Annotated in this window: 24 protein-coding genes and 1 pseudogene; 12 read left to right on the top strand and 13 right to left on the bottom strand. The window is 56.9% G+C overall.

Annotated elements, in window-relative coordinates:
- Positions 1 to 45: 45 nt before the first annotated feature.
- A complete protein-coding gene (gene clcB / locus MX657_RS10660; RefSeq protein WP_080327257.1) occupies positions 46 to 1,356 on the top strand; it encodes a voltage-gated ClC-type chloride channel ClcB in 1,311 nt (436 codons plus the stop codon).
- Here clcB and bioD read toward each other — a convergent pair.
- The 3 genes from bioD to MX657_RS10645 all read right to left on the bottom strand — a co-directional run bounded on the left by bioD (position 1,291) and on the right by MX657_RS10645 (position 4,364).
- Entirely contained in the window at positions 1,291 to 1,986 is a 696-nt protein-coding gene (gene bioD / locus MX657_RS10655; RefSeq protein WP_346808414.1) for a dethiobiotin synthase, read from the bottom strand. The two genes, clcB and bioD, sit on opposite strands and share 66 nt — an antisense overlap.
- Before the next feature lie 130 nt (positions 1,987 to 2,116).
- The gene (mlc, locus tag MX657_RS10650) at positions 2,117 to 3,337 is read right to left on the bottom strand and encodes a sugar metabolism global transcriptional regulator Mlc (protein ID WP_119914688.1); all 1,221 of its coding nucleotides are present in this window, start codon (positions 3,335 to 3,337) and stop codon (positions 2,117 to 2,119) included.
- 130 nt (positions 3,338 to 3,467) lie between these two features.
- A complete protein-coding gene (locus tag MX657_RS10645) occupies positions 3,468 to 4,364 on the bottom strand; it encodes a LysR family transcriptional regulator (RefSeq protein WP_346808411.1) in 897 nt (298 codons plus the stop codon).
- A 121-nt stretch (positions 4,365 to 4,485) separates the two neighbouring features.
- Here MX657_RS10645 and MX657_RS10640 point away from each other — a divergent pair, with 121 nt between their 5' ends.
- Positions 4,486 to 5,739 (top strand): MFS transporter, encoded by a 1,254-nt coding sequence (locus MX657_RS10640; protein WP_346808409.1) that lies wholly within the window; start codon positions 4,486 to 4,488, stop codon positions 5,737 to 5,739.
- A gap of 73 nt (positions 5,740 to 5,812) precedes the next feature.
- Here the strand turns inward: MX657_RS10640 and MX657_RS10635 are convergent, their stop codons facing one another.
- Positions 5,813 to 6,403, bottom strand: a complete 591-nt coding sequence (locus MX657_RS10635; protein WP_346808407.1) for a hypothetical protein — start codon at positions 6,401 to 6,403, stop codon at positions 5,813 to 5,815.
- A gap of 264 nt (positions 6,404 to 6,667) precedes the next feature.
- Here MX657_RS10635 and MX657_RS10630 point away from each other — a divergent pair, with 264 nt between their 5' ends.
- The 3 genes from MX657_RS10630 to MX657_RS10620 all read left to right on the top strand — a co-directional run bounded on the left by MX657_RS10630 (position 6,668) and on the right by MX657_RS10620 (position 9,780).
- Positions 6,668 to 8,155, top strand: coding sequence for a carboxypeptidase M32 (locus MX657_RS10630; RefSeq protein ID WP_346808405.1), 1,488 nt, complete (start codon positions 6,668 to 6,670; stop codon positions 8,153 to 8,155).
- Positions 8,156 to 8,303: 148 nt separating this feature from the next.
- Positions 8,304 to 8,678 carry an acid resistance repetitive basic protein Asr gene (gene asr / locus MX657_RS10625; protein ID WP_032642591.1) on the top strand — a complete coding sequence of 125 codons (375 nt, stop codon included), beginning with the start codon at positions 8,304 to 8,306 and terminating at the stop codon, positions 8,676 to 8,678.
- Between the two features lie 280 nt (positions 8,679 to 8,958).
- Positions 8,959 to 9,780 (top strand): trypsin-like serine peptidase, encoded by an 822-nt coding sequence (locus MX657_RS10620; RefSeq protein WP_333015970.1) that lies wholly within the window; start codon positions 8,959 to 8,961, stop codon positions 9,778 to 9,780.
- A gap of 37 nt (positions 9,781 to 9,817) precedes the next feature.
- On the opposite strand, the gene mdtI is transcribed toward MX657_RS10620, so the two are convergent.
- The 3 genes from mdtI to MX657_RS23690 form a co-directional block, all read right to left on the bottom strand.
- A complete protein-coding gene (gene mdtI / locus MX657_RS10615) occupies positions 9,818 to 10,147 on the bottom strand; it encodes a multidrug/spermidine efflux SMR transporter subunit MdtI (RefSeq protein WP_025758607.1) in 330 nt (109 codons plus the stop codon).
- Positions 10,134 to 10,496: a multidrug/spermidine efflux SMR transporter subunit MdtJ gene (gene mdtJ / locus MX657_RS10610; RefSeq protein WP_080328146.1), complete on the bottom strand. Its 363-nt coding sequence runs from the start codon at positions 10,494 to 10,496 to the stop codon at positions 10,134 to 10,136. The genes mdtI and mdtJ overlap by 14 nt, the downstream gene beginning before the upstream one ends.
- Before the next feature lie 116 nt (positions 10,497 to 10,612).
- Positions 10,613 to 10,783, bottom strand: coding sequence for a hypothetical protein (locus MX657_RS23690; protein ID WP_429844846.1), 171 nt, complete (start codon positions 10,781 to 10,783; stop codon positions 10,613 to 10,615).
- 133 nt (positions 10,784 to 10,916) lie between these two features.
- On the opposite strand from MX657_RS23690, the gene MX657_RS10605 reads away from it, so the two are divergent.
- Positions 10,917 to 11,951 (top strand): AI-2E family transporter, encoded by a 1,035-nt coding sequence (locus MX657_RS10605; protein WP_080327264.1) that lies wholly within the window; start codon positions 10,917 to 10,919, stop codon positions 11,949 to 11,951.
- A gap of 3 nt (positions 11,952 to 11,954) precedes the next feature.
- Here the strand turns inward: MX657_RS10605 and MX657_RS10600 are convergent, their stop codons facing one another.
- Both MX657_RS10600 and MX657_RS10595 read right to left on the bottom strand, forming a co-directional pair.
- Entirely contained in the window at positions 11,955 to 12,902 is a 948-nt protein-coding gene (locus MX657_RS10600) for a zinc-dependent alcohol dehydrogenase family protein (RefSeq protein ID WP_346808545.1), read from the bottom strand.
- 28 nt (positions 12,903 to 12,930) lie between these two features.
- Complete coding sequence (locus tag MX657_RS10595; protein ID WP_217479658.1) at positions 12,931 to 13,956, bottom strand: LLM class flavin-dependent oxidoreductase; 1,026 nt, start codon at positions 13,954 to 13,956, stop codon at positions 12,931 to 12,933.
- Between the two features lie 176 nt (positions 13,957 to 14,132).
- Here MX657_RS10595 and yajD point away from each other — a divergent pair, with 176 nt between their 5' ends.
- Entirely contained in the window at positions 14,133 to 14,480 is a 348-nt protein-coding gene (yajD, locus tag MX657_RS10590; RefSeq protein ID WP_003857471.1) for an HNH nuclease YajD, read from the top strand.
- 28 nt (positions 14,481 to 14,508) lie between these two features.
- On the opposite strand, the gene MX657_RS10585 is transcribed toward yajD, so the two are convergent.
- Positions 14,509 to 15,294, bottom strand: coding sequence for a MipA/OmpV family protein (locus MX657_RS10585; RefSeq protein ID WP_080327266.1), 786 nt, complete (start codon positions 15,292 to 15,294; stop codon positions 14,509 to 14,511).
- Positions 15,295 to 15,418: 124 nt separating this feature from the next.
- Between MX657_RS10585 and MX657_RS10580 the strand changes: the two genes are divergently transcribed.
- The 4 genes and pseudogenes from MX657_RS10580 (at position 15,419) to MX657_RS10565 (ending at position 21,602) form a co-directional block, all read left to right on the top strand.
- Complete coding sequence (locus MX657_RS10580; RefSeq protein WP_080327267.1) at positions 15,419 to 16,114, top strand: response regulator; 696 nt, start codon at positions 15,419 to 15,421, stop codon at positions 16,112 to 16,114.
- Positions 16,111 to 17,307 (top strand): annotated as a pseudogene (locus MX657_RS10575) (sensor histidine kinase). The gene MX657_RS10580 and the pseudogene MX657_RS10575 overlap by 4 nt, the downstream one beginning before the upstream one ends.
- Positions 17,308 to 17,385: 78 nt before the next feature.
- Positions 17,386 to 18,534, top strand: a complete 1,149-nt coding sequence (locus MX657_RS10570; protein WP_346808402.1) for an efflux RND transporter periplasmic adaptor subunit — start codon at positions 17,386 to 17,388, stop codon at positions 18,532 to 18,534.
- Positions 18,531 to 21,602 carry an efflux RND transporter permease subunit gene (locus MX657_RS10565; RefSeq protein ID WP_346808400.1) on the top strand — a complete coding sequence of 1,024 codons (3,072 nt, stop codon included), beginning with the start codon at positions 18,531 to 18,533 and terminating at the stop codon, positions 21,600 to 21,602. Before MX657_RS10570 ends, MX657_RS10565 begins: the two co-directional genes overlap by 4 nt.
- 194 nt (positions 21,603 to 21,796) lie before the next feature.
- On the opposite strand, the gene MX657_RS10560 is transcribed toward MX657_RS10565, so the two are convergent.
- Complete coding sequence (locus MX657_RS10560) at positions 21,797 to 22,681, bottom strand: LysR family transcriptional regulator (RefSeq protein ID WP_080327271.1); 885 nt, start codon at positions 22,679 to 22,681, stop codon at positions 21,797 to 21,799.
- A 136-nt stretch (positions 22,682 to 22,817) separates the two neighbouring features.
- On the opposite strand from MX657_RS10560, the gene MX657_RS10555 reads away from it, so the two are divergent.
- Complete coding sequence (locus MX657_RS10555; protein ID WP_119914698.1) at positions 22,818 to 23,798, top strand: NAD(P)H-dependent flavin oxidoreductase; 981 nt, start codon at positions 22,818 to 22,820, stop codon at positions 23,796 to 23,798.
- Between the two features lie 83 nt (positions 23,799 to 23,881).
- On the opposite strand, the gene umuC is transcribed toward MX657_RS10555, so the two are convergent.
- On the bottom strand, positions 23,882 to 25,144 hold the full coding sequence (umuC, locus tag MX657_RS10550) for a translesion error-prone DNA polymerase V subunit UmuC (protein WP_346808396.1): 1,263 nt from the start codon (positions 25,142 to 25,144) through the stop codon (positions 23,882 to 23,884).
- Complete coding sequence (gene umuD / locus MX657_RS10545; RefSeq protein WP_080327274.1) at positions 25,128 to 25,562, bottom strand: translesion error-prone DNA polymerase V autoproteolytic subunit; 435 nt, start codon at positions 25,560 to 25,562, stop codon at positions 25,128 to 25,130. Before umuD ends, umuC begins: the two co-directional genes overlap by 17 nt.
- Position 25,563: the final 1 nt, after the last annotated feature.

Raw genomic sequence — 25,563 nt, 5'->3', positions numbered from 1 at the left:
GATTTCCCGCCACAATATCGTATCGTCCCCGTTTAATCGCGACCCATGCAACGTCTTCACGCTTATCCCGACATCCGCGCGATGTTTCGCAGACTGCTGATTGCCACCGTCACCGGCGTGCTGGCCGCGCTGGCCGTTGCGGTATTCCGTCACAGCATGTACCTGCTGGAGTGGCTGCTTCTCAGCAACGACAGCGGCAGCCTGGTGAATGCCGCCGCGTCGCTCTCACCCTGGCGACGCGCGCTAACGCCAGCGCTGGGTGGGCTGGCTGCCGGTTTGCTGCTCTGGGGATGGCAGCGCCTGAACGCCCAGCGTCCCCACGCGCCGACCGATTATATGGAAGCGCTGGAGACCGGTGACGGCCAGTTTGACTACGGCGCCAGCCTTGTGAAATCCCTTGCGTCGCTGCTGGTCGTTGCCAGCGGAAGCGCCATCGGCCGCGAAGGGGCGATGATCCTGCTTGCCGCCCTCGCCGCCTCCTTTTTCGCCCGGCGCTTTACGCCCAAATCCGAATGGAAATTATGGATCGCCTGTGGTGCCGCCGCCGGGATGGCCAGCGCCTACCACGCCCCCTTAGCCGGAAGCCTGTTCATTGCTGAGATTCTGTTTGGCACGCTGATGCTGGCCTCGCTCGGCCCGGTGGTTATCGCGGCGGTGGTGGCACTTCTTACCACGCAGCTTCTGGCACCCGGTGCCGGTACGCTCTACGAGGTCCATCTGAGTGGCATCCTCACCGCGGCGGATTATGCCCTGCTGGTCGCGATGGGGCTGGTGGCAGGTCTCTGCGGGCCGCTGCTGATGTGGCTGATGGCGTTCAGCCACGGGCTTTTCCTGCGTCTTAAGCTTTCGCCGCCGTGGCAGCTGGCGCTCGGCGGCTTGATCGTCGGCCTGCTGTCACTTCTGACGCCAAAGGTGTGGGGGAACGGCTACAGCGTGGTTCAGGCTTTTCTGCTCGCGCCGCCGCTGCTGTCGGTGGTTGCCGGGGTGTTTATCTGTAAATTACTGGCGGTGCTGGCAAGCAGCGGTTCGGGGGCGCCGGGCGGGGTGTTTACGCCCACGCTGTTTGTCGGTATGGCAACGGGGATGCTGTTCGCGCAGCTGTTCGCGCTGTGGTTGCCGGGTTCAGAGACGGCGATTCTGCTGGGGCTGGCGGGAATGGCAACGCTGCTCGCTGCGACCACGCATGCGCCCATTATGTCGGCGCTGATGGTCTGTGAAATGACCGGGCAGTATGTTTTACTGCCCGGTTTACTGGTCGCCTGCGTGATGGCGTCCGTACTGTCGCGGACGTTACGCCACGACTCGATCTACGGTCAACACGCTACCGAGGGCAGAGAGATCGATGTACTGCGTTAGCTCACGCTGCTCGGCGCGAGGCAGATAAGGCAGCTCGCCCACCAGCGGGCCAGGCAGTTTGGTGCTCAGCACGTCGATGATCTCCGCGTAGTGCGCCAGGCCCGGATTAATGCGGTTTGCCACCCAGCCAACCAGCGGCAGGCCGTCATTGGCAATCGCCTGCGCCGTCAGCAGCGCGTGGTTGATGCACCCTTCCTGGATACCCACTACCATCACCACCGGCAGCTGTTCCTGCACGACCCATTCAGACAGCGGGCGCAAATCATTCATCAGGCTACGCCAGCCCCCCGTCCCTTCGACGACGACGTGATCAACCTTCTCGCTCAGGTTCGCCAGGCCGTCGGATAACAGGGGATAATTAATCAGGCCGCTGTGCGCCACGCTGCTTTCATCTTCGCTTAACGCAATGGGATTGACCGCGTGGTAAGGCAGTTCCAGCGACGAGACGCTTTGCAGCACCAGGGCGTCTTTATTACGCAATCCCTCTGGCGTCTCTTTACTGCCTTTTGCGACCGGTTTGTACCCTGCGACGCGTTTACCGCTTGCTGCCAGAGCCTGCAGCAATGCGCGGGATACAACGGTCTTGCCGACAGAGGTATCTGTACCAGTAACAAAGAAACGCTTAAGCATGACTCACTCCACCTCTTGGGTATGCTTCGAAAATATCAACCAGGTAAATAATTCAGTGGAGGAAGTCTACGGGATGCGTGCGCTACCCGGCTTGAGATAGCGCAATTTTTCTTACATCTGCGGAAAAGAGTTAACCCTGTAACAGGCGGATAAGCAGCGAGCCGTTGTACATGGCATCTTTGACCAGCGCCGCACCTGCCATTGTGCCCTGATTGGAAAACTGAGTACTTTCCACGGCAATATTCCTGCTGTAGGCGGGTAGCGACTGCTGCTGAATACAGGCCGTAATCGCCGGGAAAAGGATCTCCGCCGCCTGGCTCAGCGGTGAGCCAATCAGGATTTTCTGGGGATTGAACAGATTCACCATAATCGCCAGAATGCGGCCCACGTTATTCCCTACGCCGGTAATAATGTCCTTCGCCAGCAAGTCCCCCTGGCGCGCGGCGGCGCAGAGTGAATCCACCGTCAGGGGTTGGCCGTGCAGCGAGGAGCTCATGGACTGGCTGAGCCTCACCTGCGCCAGCTCCAGCACGCTTTCCACGCTGGCAATGGTCTCCAGACAGCCATGGTTCCCGCAGTAGCAGCGCTTACCGTACGGATCGACCTGGGTATGGCCGATTTCAACCAGGCTACTGCTTCCGGCGTGGAGAAGACGTCCATCGGTAATCACCCCCGCGCCGACGTTATGATCGATGACCACCTGAATGACATCCCGCGCACCGCGCGACGCGCCGAACAGCGCTTCCGCCATCGTCCAGGCGCTGATGTCGTGCTGAATATAGACCGGCACGCCGGTATGGTTTTCCAGCACTTCGCCCAGGGGCATCTCTTTAACATCGTCGTAAAACGGCATGCGGTGAACAATACCATTTTCGGTATCAATAATGCCGGGCATGGTGATGGCAATCGCCGTTAGGCGTTCAAGCCGTTGCTGATGGCGGATAAAAAAGCGATCGATATGGGAGACAATCGCATCGAGCAGCGGTTCCTCGGCGTTGAGCGGCAGTTCGAGCTGGTCTTCCACCACCAGCTTGCTGCTGAGATCGCGCAGTGCCAGGAAGATCTCCCCGCGGCTGATGCGCAGTGACAGGTAGTGCCAGGCTTCCGTCTCAACCACCAGCCCGACCGCCGGACGGCCACGGCTGCCCGGCTCCTGAATTTCCGTCTCCTGGACCAGGTGCGCTTCCAGCATTTCGCGGACAATCTTGGTGATACTGGCAGGTGCCAGTTGTGCCAGGCGCGAAAGATCGATACGCGAAACCGGACCAAGCTGATCAATCAGGCGATACACCGCGCCAGCGTTGGTCTGCTTAATCTGATCGATATGCCCTGGCTGACTATCAGCAACCACCTCGTACTCCCTTATTTTCGAGCTTCGAAATAAACTTTTGGCTATGGTGAAGCACTTCCATGGTTGCCGTCAAATATTTACTTAGCCATGTGATTTACCGCACAATTTTACCCGTTTTTCATGCAAAATATCAGACGACTGAGGCGCGAATTAACTGCTGTTTGAAGCGCTGCGCAGCATGACTCTGTTCACGATGTTTTGACCACACCAGCCACATCTCCGAAACGGCATCCTCTTCGGTGATGGTAACCCAGCGCATTTCACGCAATTGTACCCGCTTAAAGGAGGCCGGGAGTATCGACACGCCCAGCCCGGCGGCAACCAGACCGATAATGGTCATCGCTTCTCCCACCTCCTGGGTGATGACCGGGGCAAGATCGTAGCGGCGCATCAGCCCCAGAATATCGTCATACAGTCCCGTTCCGACCTGCGGGTCAAAAAAGACAAACGGCTCTTTTGCCAGTTCTGCCAGCGAAACTGTCGGACGCGTTGCCAGCGGGTGATCCTGCGGGATCATCGCCATCAGCGGTTCACGCAGGATCACCTCCCACGCCAGCGTGTCCGGCAGCTGGGTATTACGCATCAATCCCAGATCGAGCGCCCCCTCATTCAGCGGCGCAATCTGCTCGCGGGTATTAATTTCGCGCGTCTGAATATGCACATCCGGAAAATGACGGCGGAATGACGAAAGCGTCTGCGATACGGCGCTGATAAACGGCGCGGACGAAGTAAACCCGATCCGCAGCTCTCCGGCTTCCCCGAGATAGAGCCGTTCCGCCCGCGCGGCGGCGTCGTCGACCATGCTCAGGATTTGGCGGCTGTCGGCCAGAAACTGTTTTCCCGCTGCCGTCAGGCTCACGCTGCGGTTAGTGCGGGCCAGAAGACGCGACCCCACCTGCTGTTCAAGGATCTGAATCTGCTGGCTGAGCGGCGGCTGAGAGATATTCAGCCTTGCCGCCGCGCGGCCAAAATGAAGTTCCTCAGCGACGGCTACAAAGTAGCGAAGATGACGCAGCTCGATATTCATATTTTTAAAGTATCATTTGAGATTATTAATATATTAGACAGAATATTAACATTTTCCTACCCTGAACAGGTGGTCATACCCGTCACCAGAAATCACGGGGATGTTTAAGCAAGGAAATTGTGTGAGTCGTACAACTACCATTGATATCGATCCGGCCAGAGATATTAATGATTTGCCTGTAGCATCGCAGCCGGTTCAGTACATCAAACGCGGTACCCCCCAATTTATGCGCGTCACGCTGGCGCTTTTTTCGGCCGGTCTGGCAACGTTTGCCCTGCTCTACTGCGTTCAGCCGATCCTGCCCGTTCTTTCGCATGAGTTTGGCGTATCGCCCGCCAGCAGCAGTATTTCCCTTTCTATTTCAACCGCGATGCTGGCGATTGGTCTGCTCTTTACCGGCCCGCTCTCCGACGCTATTGGCCGTAAACAGGTGATGGTTACCGCCCTGATGCTGGCCTCGGTCTGTACATTGCTCTCTACGATGATGACCAGCTGGCACGGCATTCTGGTGATGCGCGCGCTGATTGGGCTATCGCTCAGCGGCGTGGCGGCGGTCGGGATGACCTATCTCAGCGAGGAGATCCACCCGAGCTTCGTTGCCTTTTCGATGGGGCTGTACATCAGCGGGAACTCAATTGGCGGCATGAGCGGGCGTCTGCTGAGCGGGATATTTACTGACTTCTTCAGCTGGCGCATCGCGCTGGCGGTGATCGGATGTTTCGCGTTGGCATCTGCGCTGATGTTCTGGAAAATCCTGCCGGAATCGCGTCATTTTCGCCCGACCTCTCTGCGCCCGAAAACGCTGTTTATCAACTTCCGTCTGCACTGGCGCGACAAAGGGTTGCCACGACTGTTTCTGATGGGATTCCTGCTGATGGGTTCATTCGTCACGCTGTTTAACTATATTGGCTACCGGCTGATGCTCTCGCCCTGGCATCTGAATCAGGCCGTTGTGGGTTTGCTTTCCGTGGCCTATCTCACCGGCACGTGGAGCTCGCCGAAAGCCGGGGCAATGACGGCGCGCTTTGGTCGCGGGCCGGTGATGCTGGTGTTTACAGGGGTGATGCTGCTCGGCCTGCTGCTGACGCTCTTCTCTTCCCTGTGGCTCATCTTTGCCGGGATGCTGCTCTTCTCAGCAGGGTTCTTCGCCGCTCACTCCGTCGCTAGCAGCTGGATTGGCCCTCGCGCGCGTCGCGCCAAAGGACAGGCATCGTCGCTGTATCTGTTTAGCTATTACCTGGGTTCCAGCATCGCCGGGACGCTCGGTGGCGTGTTCTGGCATCACTACGGCTGGAACGGCGTGGGCGGGTTTATCGCGCTGATGCTGTGCGCGGCGCTGCTGGTGGGGGGAAGTCTGCATCAGCGTTTGCATTAACATTTTATTGAACAACCGTTATGGCATATTACGAAAGGCCGAAATATACGGCCTTCGTTTTGCGTGAATTAGCTCAGCGATTATTGTAGGCTGCAACACCTGCGCCTACTATAGCCAATACACCAACCACTGCTTTAGCCTCTTTCACATGTTGGTTATGCATTATTGCTGCTTTATTAGCATTAACTGCATTAGGGTCTAATGTAATAACATTGCTGAAATGGCTCATGCAAGCATCATCAACAGTTCCATTAAATGTACCTGAAAGCACTTTATCCGTTTTATTATCTATTAATAATGACAATGCACAAATATGAGTAGCAGTAGCACTACCATAATTTCCAGTGTTCTCAGATGTTCCAACCGCCCCCCCGGAGAAACCATTACCATATCCCTGATAAGTGGAATTACCGACCGCCACACCATTGGTGTCTGTGCTAAACGAACCAGCAGAAGTTGTACCTTGATTGCTGTCCCATTGATACATTGTCTGGCTACCATTGACGGGCATTGTTCGTGTTGGTATCCCTAAATCAGTCATCGCTTCTGCCTTACTTTGCCCAACAAGTGTAATTGTGGCATTCCTGTACTGGGAAGGGATGGGTTGCATCGCGCAGCCGGCTAACAAAGCTGCTGAAATCGCGCAGAAAATAAATTTATTCATTATATGAGTTGCCTGTTAATTGATTTTGACGCTATGAAAATCGCGCCGGTTAAGAATATTCTTATGTGCGATTCTGTATTTGACTCTAAGAGCTATATTTAACTCTTGAATAATTCATAAGGTGAATATAAATAGCTACATTCATTTGTCACCTATATTTGAATATGGTAAGCATTAACATCATTTGGGTAAGTAACATCTGTTTTAATCAGATCTGAATATCTGTATGCTCGTTACGACCTTCAAACACAACGAGAATATAGAATGAAAAATAATTATTCCTATCAATCGCTTACTAAAACCTTCCAGCGTCTCTCCCGCTTCTCCCACCTCTCCTCCATCGCCAGCTGGGACATGTTCACCATGATGCCGCCAGGCGGCAGCGCCGCGCGCGGTGAAGCGCTGGCGGAGATGAGCGTCCTGCAACATCAGATCCTGACCGATAAAAAAGTCGGCGACCTGTTAGCGGCCGCAGCAGGGGAAGATCTGAATGACGTCGAACAAGCCAACCTGCGTGAAATGACGCGCCACTACCAGCAGGCTACCCTGTTGCCGGAATCGCTGGTGGAAGCCAAATCGCTGGCGGGCAGCAGGTGCGAGCACGCCTGGCGTACTCAGCGCCCCGCCAACGACTGGCAGGGTTTTTCCGCCAATTTAAAAGAAGTGGTGAAACTCAGCCGTGAAGAGGCCCGTCTGCGCGCCGAGGCCAAAGGCAGCACGCCGTACGACGCGCTGCTGGATATTTTTGAACCGGATATGACCAGCGCGCGCCTGGACGTGCTGTTTGGTGATATGAAAACCTGGCTGCCGGACCTGCTGGCGAACGTGGTAGAGAAGCAGGCTCAGCGGTCATTTGTTCCGCCGCAGGGCCCCTTCCCGACGGCAACCCAGCGCGAGCTGGGGCTGGAAGCGATGAAGATGCTTGGCTTCGATTTTAACGGCGGACGCCTGGACGTGAGCGCGCACCCGTTCTGCGGCGGCGTACCGGAAGACGTACGCATCACCACGCGCTATGACGAGGATGAACTGCTCAGCGCGCTGTTTGGCGTGATCCACGAAACCGGGCACGCGCGCTACGAACAAAACCTTCCACGTGCGTGGGCAGGCCAGCCCGTTGCCCTCGCCCGCTCAACCGCGATCCATGAATCCCAGAGCCTGTTCTTTGAAATGCAGCTGGGACGCAGTGAAGCCTTCCTCAAACACCTTCTCCCTGCGATCCACGCCCGCTTTGGCACCCAGGCGGCGTTCAGCGAAGAGAACTTTATCGCCTGGAACCAGCGCGTGAAGCCAGGCTATATCCGCGTCGATGCTGACGAAGTGAGCTACCCGGCACACGTGGTACTGCGCTATGAGATTGAGCGCGCGCTGATTAACGGCGAGATCGAGGTGGACGATATTCCGGCCCTGTGGGATGAGAAAATGCAGGCGTGGCTCGGTTTATCCACCAAAGAGAACTACCGAAACGGCTGTATGCAGGATATCCACTGGACCGACGGCGGATTTGGTTACTTCCCGTCATACACGCTGGGCGCGATGTACGCCGCGCAGCTGTTCCATGCAGCAAAGACCGCGCTTCCTGACCTGCAGACCGCCATCGCTGAGGGTGATTTTTCGGCGCTGTTTGACTGGCTGCGTCAGAACATCTGGCAGCACGGCAGCCGCTTCAGCACGTCGCAGTTAATCACCCAGGCGACGGGGGAAGATCTGAATATCCGCTACTTCCGCGAACACCTCACCTCACGCTACCTGTAATGACAGGGCCGGGGTTCTTCCCCGGCCTTGTACATATGGTTACACGCCGATACCAATCACTCACGGAAACCCCGAATTTACAGGGTTATAGTTATTTCAACGGCCCCGCAGTGGGGTTAAATGAAAAACCAAATTCGAGGGTATGAACATGAAAAAAGTATTAGCTCTGGTTGTTGCCGCTGCTATGGGTCTGTCTTCTGCTGCGTTTGCTGCTGAAACCACTGCTGCACCCGCTGCTGCGGCACCTGCTGCAACAACCACCGCTGCGCCAGCAAAAACCGTACATCACAAGAAACACCACAAAGCCGCTAAACCGGCTGCAGAACAAAAAGCGCAGGCTGCGAAAAAGCACCACAAAAAAGCCGCTAAACCAGCTGTAGAACAGAAAGCTCAGGCTGCGAAAAAGCACCACAAGAAAGCCGCCAAACCAGCCGTAGAGCAGAAAGCGCAGGCTGCGAAAAAGCATCACAAAAAAGCAGTAAAACACGAAGCTGCTAAACCAGCTGCACAGCCAGCTGCGTAAGCGTACAAGCTTAACCGTGCCCTTCGGGGCACGTTGGTAAACCGGCGCTGAACCGGAAAAGGTTCTGCGCCGTTTTTTTTTATCCGGAGGGCGTATGCTGCGACGCTATCGGTTTGAGCTGATTCTTATCCTGCTTATTTTATGCGCGCTCATCGCAAGCCATTTTTATCTTTCCTGATTGTAGCACGCTGATTTTACTCCCACTTTAGCGCTGTCCCGTCTATAGTATTTTCATAGGGTTCACTTTTAATAATCATAATTACCCCCACCAGAGTGTGATATGCGTAAATCTGTTGTGTTGTTGCTGGGAACGTTTGGTCTTTTTTCTGGATTTTCACAGGCGGATGATGGCGGTGATGATGCCATTAGCGCGAAAGAGCTAAAGACGCTTTTTTTCGGTCATGACGATCGTACTCGCGTCAGCGATCCTACTCAGGCGCCCTGGGACGCTATAGGGCAGCTAGAAACCGCCAGCGGTAACCTGTGTACCGCAACGCTGATCACCCCGCAATTAGCCCTGACGGCAGGCCACTGCTTATTGACGCCCCCCAACGGCAAGCCAGACAAAGCAGTTGCCTTACGATTCGTGTCGCAAAAAGGGATCTGGCGCTATGAAATCCACGGCATTGAAGGCCGGGTGGATGCGTCGCTCGGTAAGCGTCTGAAAGCGGATGGAGACGGCTGGATTGTGCCGCCCGCGGCGGCCTCGTGGGATTTTGGCCTGATTATTTTGCGCTACCCACCTTCAGGCATTACGCCGCTGCCGTTATTTGACGGCGATAAAGCGGCGCTCACCGCTGCGCTGAAAGCCGCCGACCGCAAGGTAACGCAGTCAGGTTACCCTGTCGATCATCTTGATGTGCTTTACACCCATACGGACTGTATCGTGACGGGCTGGGCGCAGACCAGCGTGCTCTCCCACCAGTGTGATACGTTGCCCGGTGACAGCGGTTCACCGCTGATGCTGAAAACTGATAATGGCTGGCAGTTGATTGGGGTCCAAAGCTCCGCTCCGGCGGCGAAAGACCGCTGGCGAGCCGATAACCGGGCTCTCTCCGTCACCGGTTTTCGCGATAAGCTGGAAGCGCTGGCTAAAGAGTAAGCCAGCGCGGAGGCCTGAAAATCAGGATCACTACATATCAGGCCAGTTTTATCATGATCATGCCCGCCAGCAGCAAGATCAGCCCTATCCAGCCTTTATTATTTAAACGCTGCCCGAAAAGCACCCAGCCCGCGGCCAGGGTAGCGGCGATCCCAAAACCGCCCCACAGCGCATAGGCCACCGAAAGATCGATCCCTTTCACCGCCTGAGACAGGGCGCTGAACGCCCCCAGCACCGCGGCAATCGACAGCAGGCCGTAAACTTTACGACGAAAACCGTCAGAGAACTTCAGCAGAACGTTTGCCAGGATCTCCAGCACGATGGCGAGCCCCAGCCAGGCCGCATGTACCCATTCAAACTGTTGCATGGTTCTGCTCCTTCTGCTGTTTTGTCGGTTTACGGGTACCTGATTTAATCAGCACGATACCCGCAACCAGCGTCGTTAACCCGGCGACCTTCATTGTTGTTAATGTTTCGTCGAATATCAGAACGCTGAACAGCGTAATCAATAAAATACCGATCCCTTCCCACAGCGCATAGGCCACACCCAGCGCAATTTTCTTCACCGCAAACGAGAGGAAAATATAGGAAAGGGAAATCATTACCAGCATTAAAATAAAACCGGTATTGCCTTCACTGATGCTTGCCCATTTCATAGACAGCGTGCCGGTAATTTCAGCGAGAATTGCCAGGGCTAATAAGATCCAGTAAAACATGTTTATCTCCTGCTTGAGAATATAATCCATCGTGGCCCGCCGCATGCAGCAAACCAAAAATATGAAATTAAATCAGACAGCTAAGCGCGTAGCGCCAGCTCAGGCAGAAGAGGTGACTATAGTGCGGTGCGCCAGTGTTGCTCACCAGCAATCAGGCAGAAGGAGGTAGAAAATGCAGCAGTGTTGTTTGAAGAATACGTCCTGAACAAATTGTCCATAAAATTACAATTATCCGCGTTGTTGCTTCTCGTCTTTGCGGATGAAAATTGTCCTCGGTAGTTGAACACACCAGATTTGTACCATAAGCCAGGAATTTACTCAAAGTCTTTTCAATTCTTTACCCATCTCGTTTGATTTTGGTTAGTTTATTGCAAGGCGTTTACCCTTTATTATAAATAAAAAGCGTATTTCGGAGTCACCATGGCTAAACCCATTATTACCCTGAACGGGTTAAAAATTGTCATCATGCTGGGCATGCTGGTGATTATACTCACGGGCGTTCGTTTTGCCGCCGATATCATCGTGCCCTTTATTCTGGCCCTGTTTGTTGCGGTGATCCTTAACCCGCTGGTCCAGCGCATGACGCGGCTGCGCATCCCGCGCGTGCTGGCGATTACCCTGCTGATTAGCGTCATTATTGTCGCCATGGTATTACTGGTTGCGTATCTGGGTAACTCCCTGAACGAACTGGCGCGAACGCTGCCGAAATACCGTTCCTCGCTGGCGATACCGCTGCTGCAACTTGAACCCTGGCTGCAGCGCGCGGGAATAGAAATCTCGGTTGAAGATCTTCTTAAATATATCGATCCCAACGCGGCGATGACCATTGTCACCAGCCTGTTAACACAGCTTTCCAATGCCATGACCTCCATTTTCCTGCTGTTTTTAACGGTGGTGTTCATGCTGCTGGAGGTGCCGCAGTTGCCCGCAAAGTTACAGCAAATGATGGTTCGTCCGGTTGAAGGAATGGGAGCTATTCAGCGCGCGCTGGACAGCGTTTCACGTTATCTGGTGCTGAAAACCGCCATTAGTCTGGTCACCGGGTTGGTCGTCTGGGGGATGCTGGTGGCGCTGGACGTCCGCTTTGCGTTCGTCTGGGGTTTACTGGCGTTTGCGCTCAACTATATTCCCAACATCGGCTCCGTGCTGGCGGCGATCCCCCCTATCCTTCAGGTGCTGGTGTTCAGCGGGTTTTATGACGCGCTGGTTCTGCTGGCAGGCTATCTGGCGATTAACCTGGTGTTCGGGAATATTCTTGAGCCGCGGATGATGGGACGCGGGCTGGGGCTTTCCACACTAGTGGTCTTTTTATCCCTGATTTTCTGGGGCTGGCTGCTCGGCCCCGTAGGCATGCTGCTCTCCGTTCCGCTGACCATTATCGTGAAGATTGGCCTGGAACAGACGGCGGGCGGGCAAAGCATCGCCGTGCTGCTGAGCGACATGAGCCATCAATAGCCGTCATTCCGCCATCGACAGGAGGGGCTTGCTTGCCCTTCCCCCTTCACGATACGCGCTGAGCGCCCTCTGCCATTCCGTCAGGGGGTACACCGTACCGGGGCTGTACTCACTGGCGCGCATCCGGGGCCAGATTTGGTCAAACTCAGCGCGCCACGCCTCTGCGCTGAGCCCATCCAGATAGTTACGAATATGGAACCACGCTACGCGCGGCAGGGGCCGCTGCTGGCGGAAGGTCTGCCCGGAGAGCAGCCCGTAGCAAACAAATACGCCCTGCTCAGGCATCACGCTCAGGATTGCGTCCGCCAGCGTCCCGCCGGTTGCATCGTAAACGACGTCGGCACGTGCGGCAACGGAGCGAATCCGCTGCATGTCATGCTGTGCGACAGGAACGATCCCCATCGCCTCCAGCCGTTCAGCGTGAACGGGCGAACGATGAATACCGTACACCGCCTCTGCCCCCGTCAGATGCGCCCACTGCCCGAGCAGAATGGCGCAATCCGAACCGGCGGCCGTCAGCAGCACCCGTTTTCCCTGCGGCGGGAAGTGGGCCAGCATCATCTGCGCCGCCAGCGGGTTGATATAGGCCCGCGCGGCCAGGCGTGAATCGATATCGTCCGGCACGGGGATCGCATACTCTGCCGGGCAATCAACATAGTGCTGCCACGTGCCCGGCCCGCGCAGCGGCAGAACGCGTTTACCCGGCAGATGCGCAAACGACGCGGGCGCCTGAATGACAACGCCGACGCCTTCATACCCCGCGACGGCGGGCAGCGGGGTTCTGTGGCGATAGGCACCGGTAATGGGAATGAGATCGGACGCGTTCACCGGCGCATACAGCATTTGCACGCGCAGGTGACCCGGCGCAAGCGTCTCCAGCGGCGCGGCTTCAGGTTGCAGAACAGATTCCGGCTCGCCAAAACGGCGATACCAGAGGGCCAGGTTTTCCATCACAATCTCATGGCTGAAGGCGGAATACTTAATCGCGCCAGCCCATTGCCGGTGCGACATGTTTGAGAATGGACTCAATCACGTGCGCATTATAATCCACACCGAGCTGGTTCGGCACGGTCAGTAATAACGTATCTGCCTCGGCAATCGCCTCGTCCTTTTTCAACTGCTCAATCAGCCTGTCAGGCTCCGCGGCATAGCTGCGCCCGAATATCGCGCGCGTTTTCTCATCAAGATACCCAACGCTATCGCTGTCGTTGCGGCTGGCGCCGAAGTACATCCGGTCGCGGTCGTCCATCAGGGCAAAAATACTGCGGCTGACCGAGACGCGTGGCAGCCGCGTATGCCCTGCCTCTTTCCACGCCTGACGGTACGCGCGGATCTGTTTTGCCTGCTGAATATGGAACGGTTCGCCGGTTTCGTCGTCTTTCAGGGTTGAGCTTTGCAGGTTCATGCCGAGCTTAGCGGCCCATACCGCCGTCGCATTCGAACCGGCGCCCCACCAGATGCGCTCCCGCAACCCTTCGGAATACGGTTCCAGGCGCAGCAGCCCAGGCGGATTGGGGAACATCGGCTGTGGATTCGGCTTTGCAAACCCTTCGCCGCGCAGCACCTCAAGCAGCACCTCGGTATGACGGCGCGCCATGTCCGATTCGTTTTCCCCTTCCTGCGGGACATAGCCGAAATGACGCCAGCCATCAATGACCTGCTCCGGGGAGCCGCGGCTGATGCCAAGCTGCAAACGGCCGCCGGAGATCAGATCTGCCGCGCCCGCATCCTCGGCCATATACATCGGGTTTTCATAGCGCATATCAATCACGCCCGTACCGATTTCAATGGTTTTCGTTTTCGCGCCTATTGCCGCCAGCAGAGGGAACGGCGAACTCAGCTGACGGGCGAAGTGGTGCACGCGGAAATAGGCGCCGTCCGCCCCCAGCTCTTCGGCGGCCACGGCCAGGTCGATGGACTGCAGCAGCGTATCCGCCGCCGAACGCGTGCCGGACTGCGGCGAAGGCGTCCAGTGACCAAACGATAAAAACCCGATCTTTTTCATAACCCTGTGTCCTGATAATGCGTTGCGTTCTGTCCACTTTACGCATTACCCCGTAAGAATAAATGCCGTTTATTTAACGGAAAGCATCAAATAAATTGACGGAATAGAGGGGTTCGTCATTCCGCCCCATAATGGATATAATATCCCCCACTTTTTCATGGCAGGTAAAACCGGCAATGGCTCTGATCCCTAAAAACTACGCGCGACTGGAAAGCGGCTATCGCGAGAAAGCATTAAAAATCTATCCCTGGGTCTGCGGACGCTGCTCGCGGGAGTTCGTCTATTCCAATCTGCGTGAATTGACGGTTCACCATATCGATCACGACCATACTAACAACCCGGAAGATGGCAGCAACTGGGAGCTGCTGTGCCTGTTTTGTCACGATCACGAGCATTCGAAATACACCGAAGCGGATCAGTACGGCACCACCGTGGTCGCCGGTGAAGACGCGCAAAAAGACGTGGGTGTCGCCACGTTTAACCCGTTTGCCGATTTAAAAGCGATGATGGATAAGAAGAAATAATCTTCTCGTCCGCTCGTGCTCCGCGATTTTAAAATGTCCAGGTGATAGCGGCGGTTGCAGACCCCTCATTGCGCCGCATCACTATTGGACTTTCATTCGCATGGTCGCCAGGCCAGGTATAATCCGCGCTCAGGACCGTCCCCCAGTGAGCATCGAACTGGTGGCTCCAGGTCAGGCTGGTGTCGACGCCATAAAATCCCCCCGGCGCTGAATAGCGGCGATAGCCGGTGCGGCGGCTCTGCTGCTCGCTGACCCCATACCAGGTATTCAGATAACGGCTGTCGCCAAACAGAGCCGCAGACTGAAGGGCGATCGTGTCCTCGCTGTTTTGTAGGGGAATCAACGTAACGGACGCCTGATAACTTACGCCCTGGCTGTCCGTTAACGGTAGCGTCGCCTTACCCTCAACGCTCAGCCAGGACGCAGCCTGCCAGCCGACGGCCAGGCCGGTATTCAGGGTGGCATCAATGTCCCCCATCCCCTTCAGATTGTTTGCGCCCTCACGCCAGCCAGAATTTTTCTCTGCCCTCCCGAGGTCGTAACCCAGCGTATGTTCCAGGTACCAACCGCTGTCGTTTTGCAGGTCATATCCCACTCCTTTTTGTGCATCAATAAAGAAAGCACCCTTGCGCCCCTGCAGCACAGGAACCACCTGCCACACCTGCTTGTCTGAACCTGAATAACGGGGGGCATAGTGACCGCCCAGCCCGACGGTTAAAGTGCCGGAAGCGGCGTCATCATCCGCCTGCACACCTGAGGCAACGGCCATCAGCAGCGGAACGGTCATATACAGGCCTTTTTTTATCGCTATCATACTGTTCTCCACGCAGACGCGGGCGTCTGCTGATTCAGGGTCTGCCACACAATGTTGGCGCAGTATGGTTTGGCTAAATCAATGAATCGTCGGGATAGTGTTAAGAAACGGTCAAGGTGAACGGATGTTGTCCAGAAGAGTGCTGATTATTGAAGATGACGCCGATGCGGCTGGCGTGCTTGAAGCCTATTTACGTCGTGAAAATTACGATGTCACCATTACCGGAGACGGCCTTTCCGGGCTGGATATGGCGCAGCGGTGGAAACCCGACCTCATCCTGCTGGACGTGATGCTGCCCGGGCTTAACGGCACCGAAGTGCTGGCCGGACTGCGTCGTAAAAGCGATGTACCGGTGATCATGGTCACCGCCATGGGCGACACCCCCGATCGCATTGGTGCCCTGCGGTACGGTGCCGATGATTATGTTGTGAAACCCTATCATCCGGGAGAAGTCGTGGCTCGCGTACAGGCGGTGCTGCGACGCAGCAGTAAAAAAGAGACAGACGACGAGATCCTTCGCTGGCAAACGCTGGAGGTGGATGTGGCCGCCATTGTGGCGAGCGTGGATAACGGCGGCGACGCGCCCGTGATGCTCGATCTTACGCCAACGGAATTCTCGCTTCTGGCAACGCTGCTGCGCTCTCCCGCACGCCCCTTTTCCCGTCAGTACCTGCTGGAACACTGTCTGCCGGAAAGCGAGGCGCTGGAGCGCGTGGTGGACACCCATATTTATAACCTGCGTAAAAAACTCGAAGCGTCGGGTATTTCCGGCGTGTTGATTAACGTTCGCGGCGTGGGATACAGGTTCAGACAACCATGATAAAAAACCGACACTCCTCTCTCTGGCGCTGGATTTGCGCGCGTATCCTGGCACTGGCCATCGGCAGCGTGATCGTCATTGCCACCTGCATGTGGCTACGTTATGCGGTACAGAACTACTGGATAATGGGCAGAATGCCAGCGGCGGTCCGGCAGGAATTTCTGACGCTCAGCCAGAACCCACAGGCCGATCCGGCCCGCTTCCACAGCATTGTGGATACCTGGTGGGGGCTGAGTTATTCCACGCCATCCATCGCCTCTGCGGACTGGGTTACGGTGGCCCTGCTGGTGCTGGTGATGATCCCGTTTATTGTGGTGATGGGGTTAAAACACGCCCGACCGCTGGCGCTGCAGTTCAGCCGTCTTCGCGATGCCGCCAAAGATGTCGCCGACGGGCAGTTTGGCCGTCAGGCGGAACTGGTCAAGGATGCGCCAGCGGAAATGGTCAGCTTTGCAAACGACTTTAACTCCATGACGGGGCAACTCGCCCGCTATGAAAAAGAGCTCCGCGCCTCGCACGTCGCGATGGCGCACGAGCTGCGCTCGCCCCTGACGGCCGCCATTGGTCGTCTGCAGGGCATGTTGGACGGTGTGTTTGATGCCAGCCCGGTGCAGCTGGGAATGGTGATGAAACAGCTTCAGCATCTCAATCGCCTGACCGATGAGCTTCACCTTCTCTCGTTAGCGGACGCGGGAAATCTGGTGCTGGAAGAGCAGGCCTTTTCTCTGGATGAGCTGATTCAGGAGCGGGCGGCCTGGATCATGCCGCAGGCCGAAGCGCATCATTTTACGATTACGCTACGTAACCCGCGTACGTGCCCGTTCAGAGGCGATGCGTTCCGCATGGGGCAGGTATTTACTATCCTTATGGAAAATGCACTACGCTACGGGCGCGAAGGCGGCCATCTTGAGGTGGCGCTGCACTACGCCAGCGGGCATTAAGCCATTGAATTTCACGATGACGGACCGGGCGTATCCCCCCAGTTCTTACCGGACATGTTTAGGCGCTTTAGCCGTGAGGAGCAGTCCCGCGCGCGGCATTCCGGCGGCAGCGGCCTCGGTTTGTCTATCGCCCGGGCGATTTGTCAGGCACATGGGGGCACGATAGAGGCCTCATTACCGGAAACGGGCGGCCTTGCGGTGCGTATTTTGTTACCCTGGCAGCCGTCCGGTAATGAAAATATCCACTCTTGATAAACCCTTGACAGAACATCGAATCTTTCTCGACGTAGCGCGCATTTAATAACGCCCTCATCTTTATGGAGCGGCGTTATGTCAGACGAATTTGTTCTCTCCCTCCGCCACTGCCTGCACCATCTGTACGGCGTGGCGCGCACCCTTTCCTGGGTAAATTTTCTCCCTCTGGTCCTGCTCGCGCTGGTGATTTTTCCGCTCACCGGCTGCGGTGACAAACAGGAAAACAAGCCTGCCCCAGTGCGTACGGTGCGCTACGTTGTCGTTGGCACCGCCCAATCCCTTCCCGCGCTGGAAAGAACCGGTGAGATCCATGCCCACGATGAAACGACGCTGAGCTTTCGCACCGGTGGCCGGATACTGACGCGTAGCGTTGATATTGGTGACAGTGTCACCGCCGGACAGCTGCTGGCCACGCTTGAAAATACCACCGGACAAAATCAGCTCGACAGCGCAACGGCCGACTATGAAGGGGCCAAAGCCTCAGCGCAGGTTGCCGCGCTTAACGTCAGCCGAATGCAAAAGCTCATGCCGACGGGCGCAATAGCCCGCACGCAACTCGACAGCGCCCGCGCGGACTGGCTTGTCGCCCGCGCGCGATTAAAAAGCAGCGAGGCCGCATGGCGTAACGCCCGCGAAAGCCTTGGCTGGACGCGCCTGATCGCCCCACAAACCGGCACGATCACCGAGGTGAGCGCCTCTGCGGGCCAGGTTGTCAGCGCGGGACAGACGGTGCTTACGCTGGCAACCGGTGAGGCTCGCGACGTAGCGTTTGATATCGCCACGCCCAATGCGATACCGCCGCTGGATAAGGCGGAAGTGCGGGTTTCCCTGCTCAGCGACCCGTCGGTACAGGCATCTGCCGTGCTGCGGGATATCACCCCGCAGGCCGATCCTCAGACCCGCACCTGGCGCGTCAGGGCCACCCTGATAAACCCGCCAGCGGCGATGGCGCTGGGTGCCAGCGTCACCGTCACCCTGCCCTCCACTGGCCCGCGAGGTTACGTCATTCCCGCATCGGCGCTGAGCCGAACAGGCGATAGACCGGCGGTGTTCGTGATTAACCCGCATTCGCAGGCGCAGCTGCGCGCGGTGGTACCCGCCTGCTATACGGCCTCCTCGGTGATTATCGCCTCCGGCCTTGAGCCAGGCGACCGGGTGATTACGGCTGGCGTGAGCAAACTCCGTTCCGGAGAGCCGGTGGTACCCGGGGAGGTTCAGCCATGAACACGAAACCGGAAGCGAAATTTAACCTGTCCGCATGGGCGCTTAACCATCAGCAGATGGTCAGTTTCTTCATGCTGCTGATCGTGGCGATGGGCGTATTCTGCTATGAAAAACTGCCGCGTAATGAAGACCCGGCTTTTACCATTAAAACGGCGGTCGTCTCCGCGCAGTGGCCGGGCGCGTCCGTAACGGATACCACCCGTCTGCTGACCGATACGCTTGAAAAAAAGCTGCAGGAAACGCCCTGGCTTGATTATCTCGAAAGTGAAACCCGCGCCGGGAGCGCGGTTATCCATGTGAATCTTCGCGACGATACCCCGCCGCAAAAGGTGCAGGACATCTGGTATCAGATCCGCAAAAAAATGCAGGACATCGCGCCGTCTTTACCGGAAGGCGTTCAGGGCCCGGCCGTGAACGACGAATTTGACGATACGTTCGGCACGATTTACGGCTTTATTCCCGACGGCTACACCTTACGGGAAGTGCGGGACCGCGTTGAGACAATACGTCGTGAGCTCGCCTCCTTGCCGGATATCGGCAAAACCACCCTGCTGGGCGAACAGCAGGAGCAGATCGTTCTCGCCTTTTCTCCGGCCCGTCTGGCGGGTATGGGGCTGGATATTCAGGCGGTCGCCGATGCGCTGCGGGCGCAAAACGCGGTTGTCCCGGCTGGCGTTATGCGTACCGGGCAGGATAACATCGCGATCAAGGTCAGCGGGGCGCTCACGTCCGAAGAGAGTTTACGCGCCGTCACGCTGCACATTAACAATCGCTATATTCCGCTGACCGATATCGCCACCGTCACCCGGGAAGCCGCCGAGCCGCCGGCCCCCGCGTACCGGGTAAACGGCAAACCGGCCATCGGGCTGGCGGTGTCGATGGCACCAACGGGCAACATGCTGCGTTTCGGTGCTGCGCTGAACGCCAGAATGGCGGCCCTCAGCGCCGGGCTGCCGCACGGTATTGAGATGGTGAAAGTTGCCGATCAGTCGGCGGTGGTCAGTGACGCGGTAAGCGGTTTTGTCCGGGTGCTTATTGAAGCAGTTGTTATCGTGCTGGCGGTTTCATTTGTCTCGCTGGGTTTGCGGGCGGGGCTGGTGGTGGCTGCGACCATTCCGCTGGTGCTCGCCATGACGTTTGCCGGCATGATGCTCGCCGGCATCGGGCTTCAGCGTATCTCGCTTGGGGCGCTGATCATTGCGCTGGGTCTGCTGGTGGATGACGCCATGATCGCCGTCGAAACGATGGTCTCCCGACTGGAAGCCGGGGATTCCCGTCGGCATGCGGCCACCCATGCATTCAAAACGACGGCCTTCCCGATGCTCACCGGAACCCTGGTGATGATTGCCGGGTTTATTCCCGTTGGTTTTGCGGCCTCCAGCGCTGGTGAATACTGTTTTTCCCTGTTTGCGGTAGTGCTGATTGCCCTGCTCTGCTCCTGGGTTGTCGCGATCCTGTTTTCGCCGCTGACGGGCACGTGGCTGCTGCCGGAGAAGGTCAGACATCGCGCGGCAGGCCCCGGAAGGATCGCGCGCGGGTACGGGCGGCTTTTAGGGCTGGCGCTGCGTCACCGCCTCGCCACCGTGCTGATTGCGCTTTCCGCGCTGGGGCTGTCCGTGTACGGCACCACGTTTATGCAGGGTGAGTTCTTCCCGGCGTCGGACCGGCCTGAGCTGCTGGTCAGCCTGACGCTTCCGGCCAACGCGTCGCAGCCGGAAACGTTAAGAGAGGTGGAAAAGCTGGAACACGCGCTGGCCGGCAACAGCAATATTGAGCGCTACTCGACGTACGTCGGGTCAGGAGCCATCCGTTTTTACCTGCCGATGGACGTGCTGCTGGAAAATGAAAACATCGCCCAGATTGTGGTGGTGGCGAAGGATCTTCAGGCGCGGGATCGTCTGCATGGGCAGTTGAACAGGCTGCTGGCGGCGCAGTTTAGCGACATCATCACGCGCGTGTCGCCCCTGGAGCTTGGGCCGCCCGTCGGCTGGCCAATCAAATACCGGGTGAGCGGGCCTGATTATCTGCAGGTCCGGGCGCTTGCGAACCGTCTGGCCGACGCGATTGGCCAATCGCCGCTGTCGCGCGAGGTTAACCAGACGGCCGGAGAGCCGGAGAGGATCATTACTCTGAAGGTGAATCAGACGGCGGCCAGGGCGGCAGGAATATCGTCAGAAGCTCTCGCCCGCACCTTGAATACCCTCTGGTCCGGCAGTGTTGTCACCTCAGTCAGGGATAACGATCGCCTTGTCGACGTGGTGCTGCGGGCCACGGACAATGAACGTCACAGCACCGCCACCCTCTCCTCGCTGACCGTTCAGGGGAATGACGGTAAAAAAATTCCGCTCAGCGCCGTCGCGACGCCGGTCTGGAGCGTGGACGATCCGGTCATCTGGCGTCGACAGCGGTTGCCTTTTATTACGGTGCAAACTGACCTTGCGCCGAGGCTGAGGGCCGAAGCGGTATCGGCGGCGCTGCGTCCGGCGATCGACACGCTGCGCGCGGAGCTGCCTGCCGGTTACAGCATAGAAGAAGGCGGCGCGGTTGCCGAATCAGATAAGGGGAACAGTTCCGTTTTTAGCGTTCTTCCGGTGACGCTTGTCATCATGTTGATGCTGCTGATGCTTCAGCTGCGCCGATATTCCCGGATGCTGCTGGCGCTTCTGATGGCCCCGTTTGGTTTACCGGGGATCGTGCTGGCTATGCTGCCCGGCGGCACGCCGATGGGGTTTGTCGCGCTGCTGGGCGTCATCGCCCTGGCGGGGATGATCGTGCGTAACGCGGTGATACTGATTAGCGAGGTAGACAGTAATCTTGCGCAGGGGATGGCAAACGATGCCGCGATTGTGGCGGCCGCGGAGCATCGGGCCAGGCCCATCTGTCTGACCGCATGCGCCGCCATTCTGGGTATGATCCCGATCTCTCATCAGGTATTCTGGGGGCCAATGGCCTATGCGATTATCGGCGGGCTGCTGGTCGCGACGCTGGTAACGCTGACCGTATTACCCGCGTCGTTTAGCCTGCTGTTACAGTGGGGGACTCAGCGCAAAGCCGCAGAAGAAAGGTGAGCTGAGGCTCAATCGTTCCCCGGCAGATTACGCAGCAGTCAGCGCAAAACGGTTCCTCAGGATCCGGGGGATCTCATCCTCCGTCAGCTGCTGCGGCTAAACTGCGCAAACGAACCCACGCCTCGCCTGCTGAATGCCATGGAACGGATTGGCGCGCGGTGTCATGAACGGGCGGCTCCTCTCCGGTGGCGGTTTTACACTAAACTTTCCAGCCACTCGGTAAAGGCCCGCACCTTGCGGGAGAGATGACGGTGTGGATAGAGAAGCGACAATTTACGATCCGGGGAGCGATGCTCCGGTAACACTTCAACCAGTTGGCCGCGGTCAATATAGGGCTGCAGAAAAAGATTCATTCCCTGTATTAACCCTAACCCGGCCAGGCCCGCCGCGATGTAGGCTTCGGAGTTATCCACGACCAGCTTGCCGGGCAGCGTTATTTCCGCAATGCCTTCTGGCGTAGTAAACGTCCAGGGTTGAATTTTTCTGCTGTTGTTATTAATCCAGTTGATGGCCTGATGTTTGTATAAATCATCCAGCGTTTCTGGCGTACCGTGTTTTGCCAGCCAGGCCGGGCTGGCACAGGTCGTGATGTTAATGTTCCCGATTTTGCGCGCGACATAGTCACCATCGTCCAGCTCCCCCACTCGCAGCACGCAGTCCAGGCCATCGCGCAGCATATCCCGACGGCGGTCAGAGCTGCTCAGTATGATGTCGATTTCAGGATGCTGCCGATAAAAATCCGGCAGGTTGGGTATGACCCTCAGCGCCGCAAAAGCGATGGGCATATCCACCCGCAACTGACCGTGTATTGCCCGGCCAGTGCCAAACGACTCCAGTAAATCGTCCGCCTGCGCCAGCAGGGGTTTACTTCGGCGATAAAACGCCTCGCCGTCCGGCGTCAGGCTAATCCGCCGCGTTGTTCTCTGCAGCAAACGCGTGCCGCTGTGCTGCTCCAGATGCTGTAACGCTTTGGTGACCGCCGGACGGTGGATCTGCAGATTTTCCGCCGCCTGGGTCAGGCTGCCCGACTCGACAATTTCAATGAAAACTCTAATTGATTCAAAGAGATTTAGTTGCATTGGTTGTCTCTTTTGCCGTCACAGGAATGTCAGGATTATTACTTATTTTATAACAGTGATGAATCTTTTTGGCTGTTTTTCCTAACAATCTTCCGCCCTACACTCTCCTCCATTCAAACGTGAGGAATGTTCTGCTATGAAAAATAACCGTATCTGTCAGATCCTGGGTATCGGAAAGCCTGTTATTCAGGGGCCACTTTCCTGGCTCACCGATGCAAGGCTGGTCGCCGCCGTCAGCAATGCCGGAGGGCTCGGCGTGCTGGGGCCTAATGCCGGTTTAACCGCCGACACCGCGGTTTCCACGCCGGAAGAGACCGCCGAAAAAATGCGCGAAGAAATTCGCAAAACCAAACGGCTGACCGAAAAACCGTTTGGCGTGAACCTGATCCCCACGGCCGTTAATGACGTCTGGACTGGGCCTATCCTTCAGGTGGTGAAAGAAGAAGGCGTCAGAGCCGTTGTGTACACGGGCTATGGGGAAGGCAGCATTATTCCTGCGCTATTCAGTGAATTAAAAGAGGCGGGTATTGCCATTATCTACCGCGACATTAATCCCACCCCGGAAAACACCCGTCTCGCGGAAGACGCAGGGGCTGACATTATTGTGGCCACCGGTTTTGATGAAGGCGGTACCTTACCCGCAACGGCGCTTGGCACCTTTTCCATCGTGCCGCTGATTGCCGATGCCGTGAAGCACGTCCCGGTGATGGCTGCGGGCGGCATTACCGATAACCGCACCGCCAGAGCGGCGCATGCATTAGGTGCGGAAGGTGTGTTTGCCGGCTCGGTGTTTATCAGCACGGAAGAAAGCCGAGTGCCGCAGGAGGTCAAAGAAAAAATTGTTGCCGCCAACGGCCTGGACCTGCTGCTTTTCCGCACTGTCCCCCACTACTATCGTTCTCTCCCCGGCAAGCTGGCGGAAAAACTGGCGGCGATGGATAAAGCTGGCGCAAGCAATGAAGCGCTGGGCAAGGCGATGGGAGGATTACGGGGCCTGCGCCTGGGCATGCTGGAAAATAATACCGATGAAGGTTATATCGCGCTCGGCACGGGGATCGGGAATATCCGCAGCGTGAGAAGCGTGGCTGAGGTTGTCGATGCGTTAACGGTTGAGTAAGCCCTTAACCCTGATGCTATGGACGCTGCACAGAAGCGGCGTCCGTAAACCGTCTTCGGCTCTTTGTCACACATAGCCGCCTTTCATCTCGCTACCGGCAAATCCGCGTACCGCGTCGTATAGGCCGGTGACAGCATCTCGCGTTTCATCGCCCAGGCTTTCTCAATCCCCTGCCCGGCAAACCATATTTTTCCTTTGCCGGAATGATTTACGCTGTCGATCGTCGCCATCAGCGCCGCGCTGTTGGCGCTCGGGCGGTTATCGTCAAACAAATTCAGTTGGGCTACGCCGCTGCTGAAAAAGTCTGCCAGCATCACCCCCGCTTTCATATAGCGATATCCGTCAAGCCAGATACGACACAGTGCCTCCGTGGCGGCACGGATGATATCGCGCGAATCATTGGTGGGCGTCATCAGGGTGACGGAAGCCTGGTTGCCGTAATAAATTTCGTTGTCCGCGTGTGGGCTGGTGCGCACAAACACGCTGATAAAGCGGCAATATTGATGCTCGCCGCGCAGTTTTTCCGCAGCACGTTCCGCATAGGCGCAAATGGCCTGATGCATCTCCTCGTATTGCGTTATACGGTGCCCAAACGAACGGCTACAGATAATTTGCTGCTTCGTGGGGGTAAACTCTTCCAGATCGAGGCAAGGCTCACCGCGAAGCTCGCGCGCCGTGCGCTCCATTACCACGTTAAAATGTTTGCGGATGACCCAGGATGACGCTTCCGCCAGCTCCTGCGCCGTGGTTATCCCCATCGCGTTAAGCTTTTTCGTGATGCGTCGGCCTACGCCCCACACCTCCTCCACCGGAACCTTCGCCAGCAGTTTACGCTGCCGTTCACGATCCGAGAGATCGACCACGCCACCGGTGGCTGACCACCGCTTCGCCGCATAGTTGGCCAGCTTCGCCAGCGTTTTGGTCGGCGCAATCCCGACGCCAACGGTTAAGCCCGTATTTTTAAAGACCTGCGTGCGCATCTGGTGGCCGAATGCGTCCAGCGACATGCAGTTGCTGACCCCCGAAACGTTCACGAATGCTTCATCAATGGAGTAGATCTCAATGGCCGGCGCGAGATCGGTCAGCGTCTGCATTACCCGGCTGCTGAGATCGGCATACAGCGCATAGTTCGAGCTGAAAACGTAAACCCGCGACGGGTACCCCTTCTCTTTGAATTTAAAATAGGGTTCACCCATTTTTATGCCGAACTGCTTTGCCTCCCGCGACAGCGAAATAATGCAGCCGTCGTTGTTGGACACCACCACGATGGGCTTATCCACCAGATCGGGGCGAAATACCCTCTCGCAGGAGGCATAGAAGCTATTTACATCAACCAGCGCGAACATGTTTATGCGTTTTGAGAGTGTGGGTGACGACGCCGAAGATTTGCAGCTCCTCTTCGGACTGAAAGGCGATCGGCTGATAGCGGGCATTACGCGGCAGCAGCCGCAGAACCGGGCGGGTCTGTAGCTCTTTCACCGTAAACTCACCGCCGACCGACGCCACGACGATATCCCCATGTTCGGCATTTAACGAACGATCGACCACCAGCAGATCACCGTCGCTAATCCCCGCGCCGATCATGGAGTCCCCGCTCACTTTGATAAAGTAGGTCGCGCTGGGGTGCCTGACTGCCAGCCGGTTAAGATCGAGACGATCCTCCACATAATCCTGCGCAGGGCTTGGAAAGCCACAGGCAACACGTTCTAAAAATAAAGGTAATTCAATGATTTGTTTTGGTTGATAAGAAAAGAGAGTGTCCATG

This window comes from Enterobacter chuandaensis (genome assembly GCF_039718975.1).
Classification (GTDB): domain Bacteria; phylum Pseudomonadota; class Gammaproteobacteria; order Enterobacterales; family Enterobacteriaceae; genus Enterobacter; species Enterobacter chuandaensis.
The sequence above is the reverse complement of the archived record's forward strand: the minus strand, read 5'-3'. Positions and strand labels throughout refer to the sequence as shown.

Excerpts from the sequence above, each read along its gene's own strand:
- clcB (WP_080327257.1), top strand. The coding sequence starts at position 46 with ATGCAACGTCTTCACGCTTATCCCGACATCCGCGCGATGTTTCGCAGA.
- bioD (WP_346808414.1), bottom strand. The coding sequence starts at position 1,986 with ATGCTTAAGCGTTTCTTTGTTACTGGTACAGATACCTCTGTCGGCAAG.
- MX657_RS10645 (WP_346808411.1), bottom strand. The coding sequence starts at position 4,364 with ATGAATATCGAGCTGCGTCATCTTCGCTACTTTGTAGCCGTCGCTGAG.
- MX657_RS10635 (WP_346808407.1), bottom strand. The coding sequence starts at position 6,403 with ATGAATAAATTTATTTTCTGCGCGATTTCAGCAGCTTTGTTAGCCGGC.
- MX657_RS10630 (WP_346808405.1), top strand. The coding sequence starts at position 6,668 with ATGAAAAATAATTATTCCTATCAATCGCTTACTAAAACCTTCCAGCGT.
- asr (WP_032642591.1), top strand. The coding sequence starts at position 8,304 with ATGAAAAAAGTATTAGCTCTGGTTGTTGCCGCTGCTATGGGTCTGTCT.
- MX657_RS10620 (WP_333015970.1), top strand. The coding sequence starts at position 8,959 with ATGCGTAAATCTGTTGTGTTGTTGCTGGGAACGTTTGGTCTTTTTTCT.
- mdtI (WP_025758607.1), bottom strand. The coding sequence starts at position 10,147 with ATGCAACAGTTTGAATGGGTACATGCGGCCTGGCTGGGGCTCGCCATC.
- mdtJ (WP_080328146.1), bottom strand. The coding sequence starts at position 10,496 with ATGTTTTACTGGATCTTATTAGCCCTGGCAATTCTCGCTGAAATTACC.
- MX657_RS10605 (WP_080327264.1), top strand. The coding sequence starts at position 10,917 with ATGGCTAAACCCATTATTACCCTGAACGGGTTAAAAATTGTCATCATG.
- MX657_RS10600 (WP_346808545.1), bottom strand. The coding sequence starts at position 12,902 with ATGGAAAACCTGGCCCTCTGGTATCGCCGTTTTGGCGAGCCGGAATCT.
- MX657_RS10595 (WP_217479658.1), bottom strand. The coding sequence starts at position 13,956 with ATGAAAAAGATCGGGTTTTTATCGTTTGGTCACTGGACGCCTTCGCCG.
- yajD (WP_003857471.1), top strand. The coding sequence starts at position 14,133 with ATGGCTCTGATCCCTAAAAACTACGCGCGACTGGAAAGCGGCTATCGC.
- MX657_RS10585 (WP_080327266.1), bottom strand. The coding sequence starts at position 15,294 with ATGATAGCGATAAAAAAAGGCCTGTATATGACCGTTCCGCTGCTGATG.
- MX657_RS10580 (WP_080327267.1), top strand. The coding sequence starts at position 15,419 with ATGTTGTCCAGAAGAGTGCTGATTATTGAAGATGACGCCGATGCGGCT.
- MX657_RS10570 (WP_346808402.1), top strand. The coding sequence starts at position 17,386 with ATGTCAGACGAATTTGTTCTCTCCCTCCGCCACTGCCTGCACCATCTG.
- MX657_RS10565 (WP_346808400.1), top strand. The coding sequence starts at position 18,531 with ATGAACACGAAACCGGAAGCGAAATTTAACCTGTCCGCATGGGCGCTT.
- MX657_RS10560 (WP_080327271.1), bottom strand. The coding sequence starts at position 22,681 with ATGCAACTAAATCTCTTTGAATCAATTAGAGTTTTCATTGAAATTGTC.
- MX657_RS10555 (WP_119914698.1), top strand. The coding sequence starts at position 22,818 with ATGAAAAATAACCGTATCTGTCAGATCCTGGGTATCGGAAAGCCTGTT.
- umuC (WP_346808396.1), bottom strand. The coding sequence starts at position 25,144 with ATGTTCGCGCTGGTTGATGTAAATAGCTTCTATGCCTCCTGCGAGAGG.
- umuD (WP_080327274.1), bottom strand. The coding sequence starts at position 25,562 with ATGGACACTCTCTTTTCTTATCAACCAAAACAAATCATTGAATTACCT.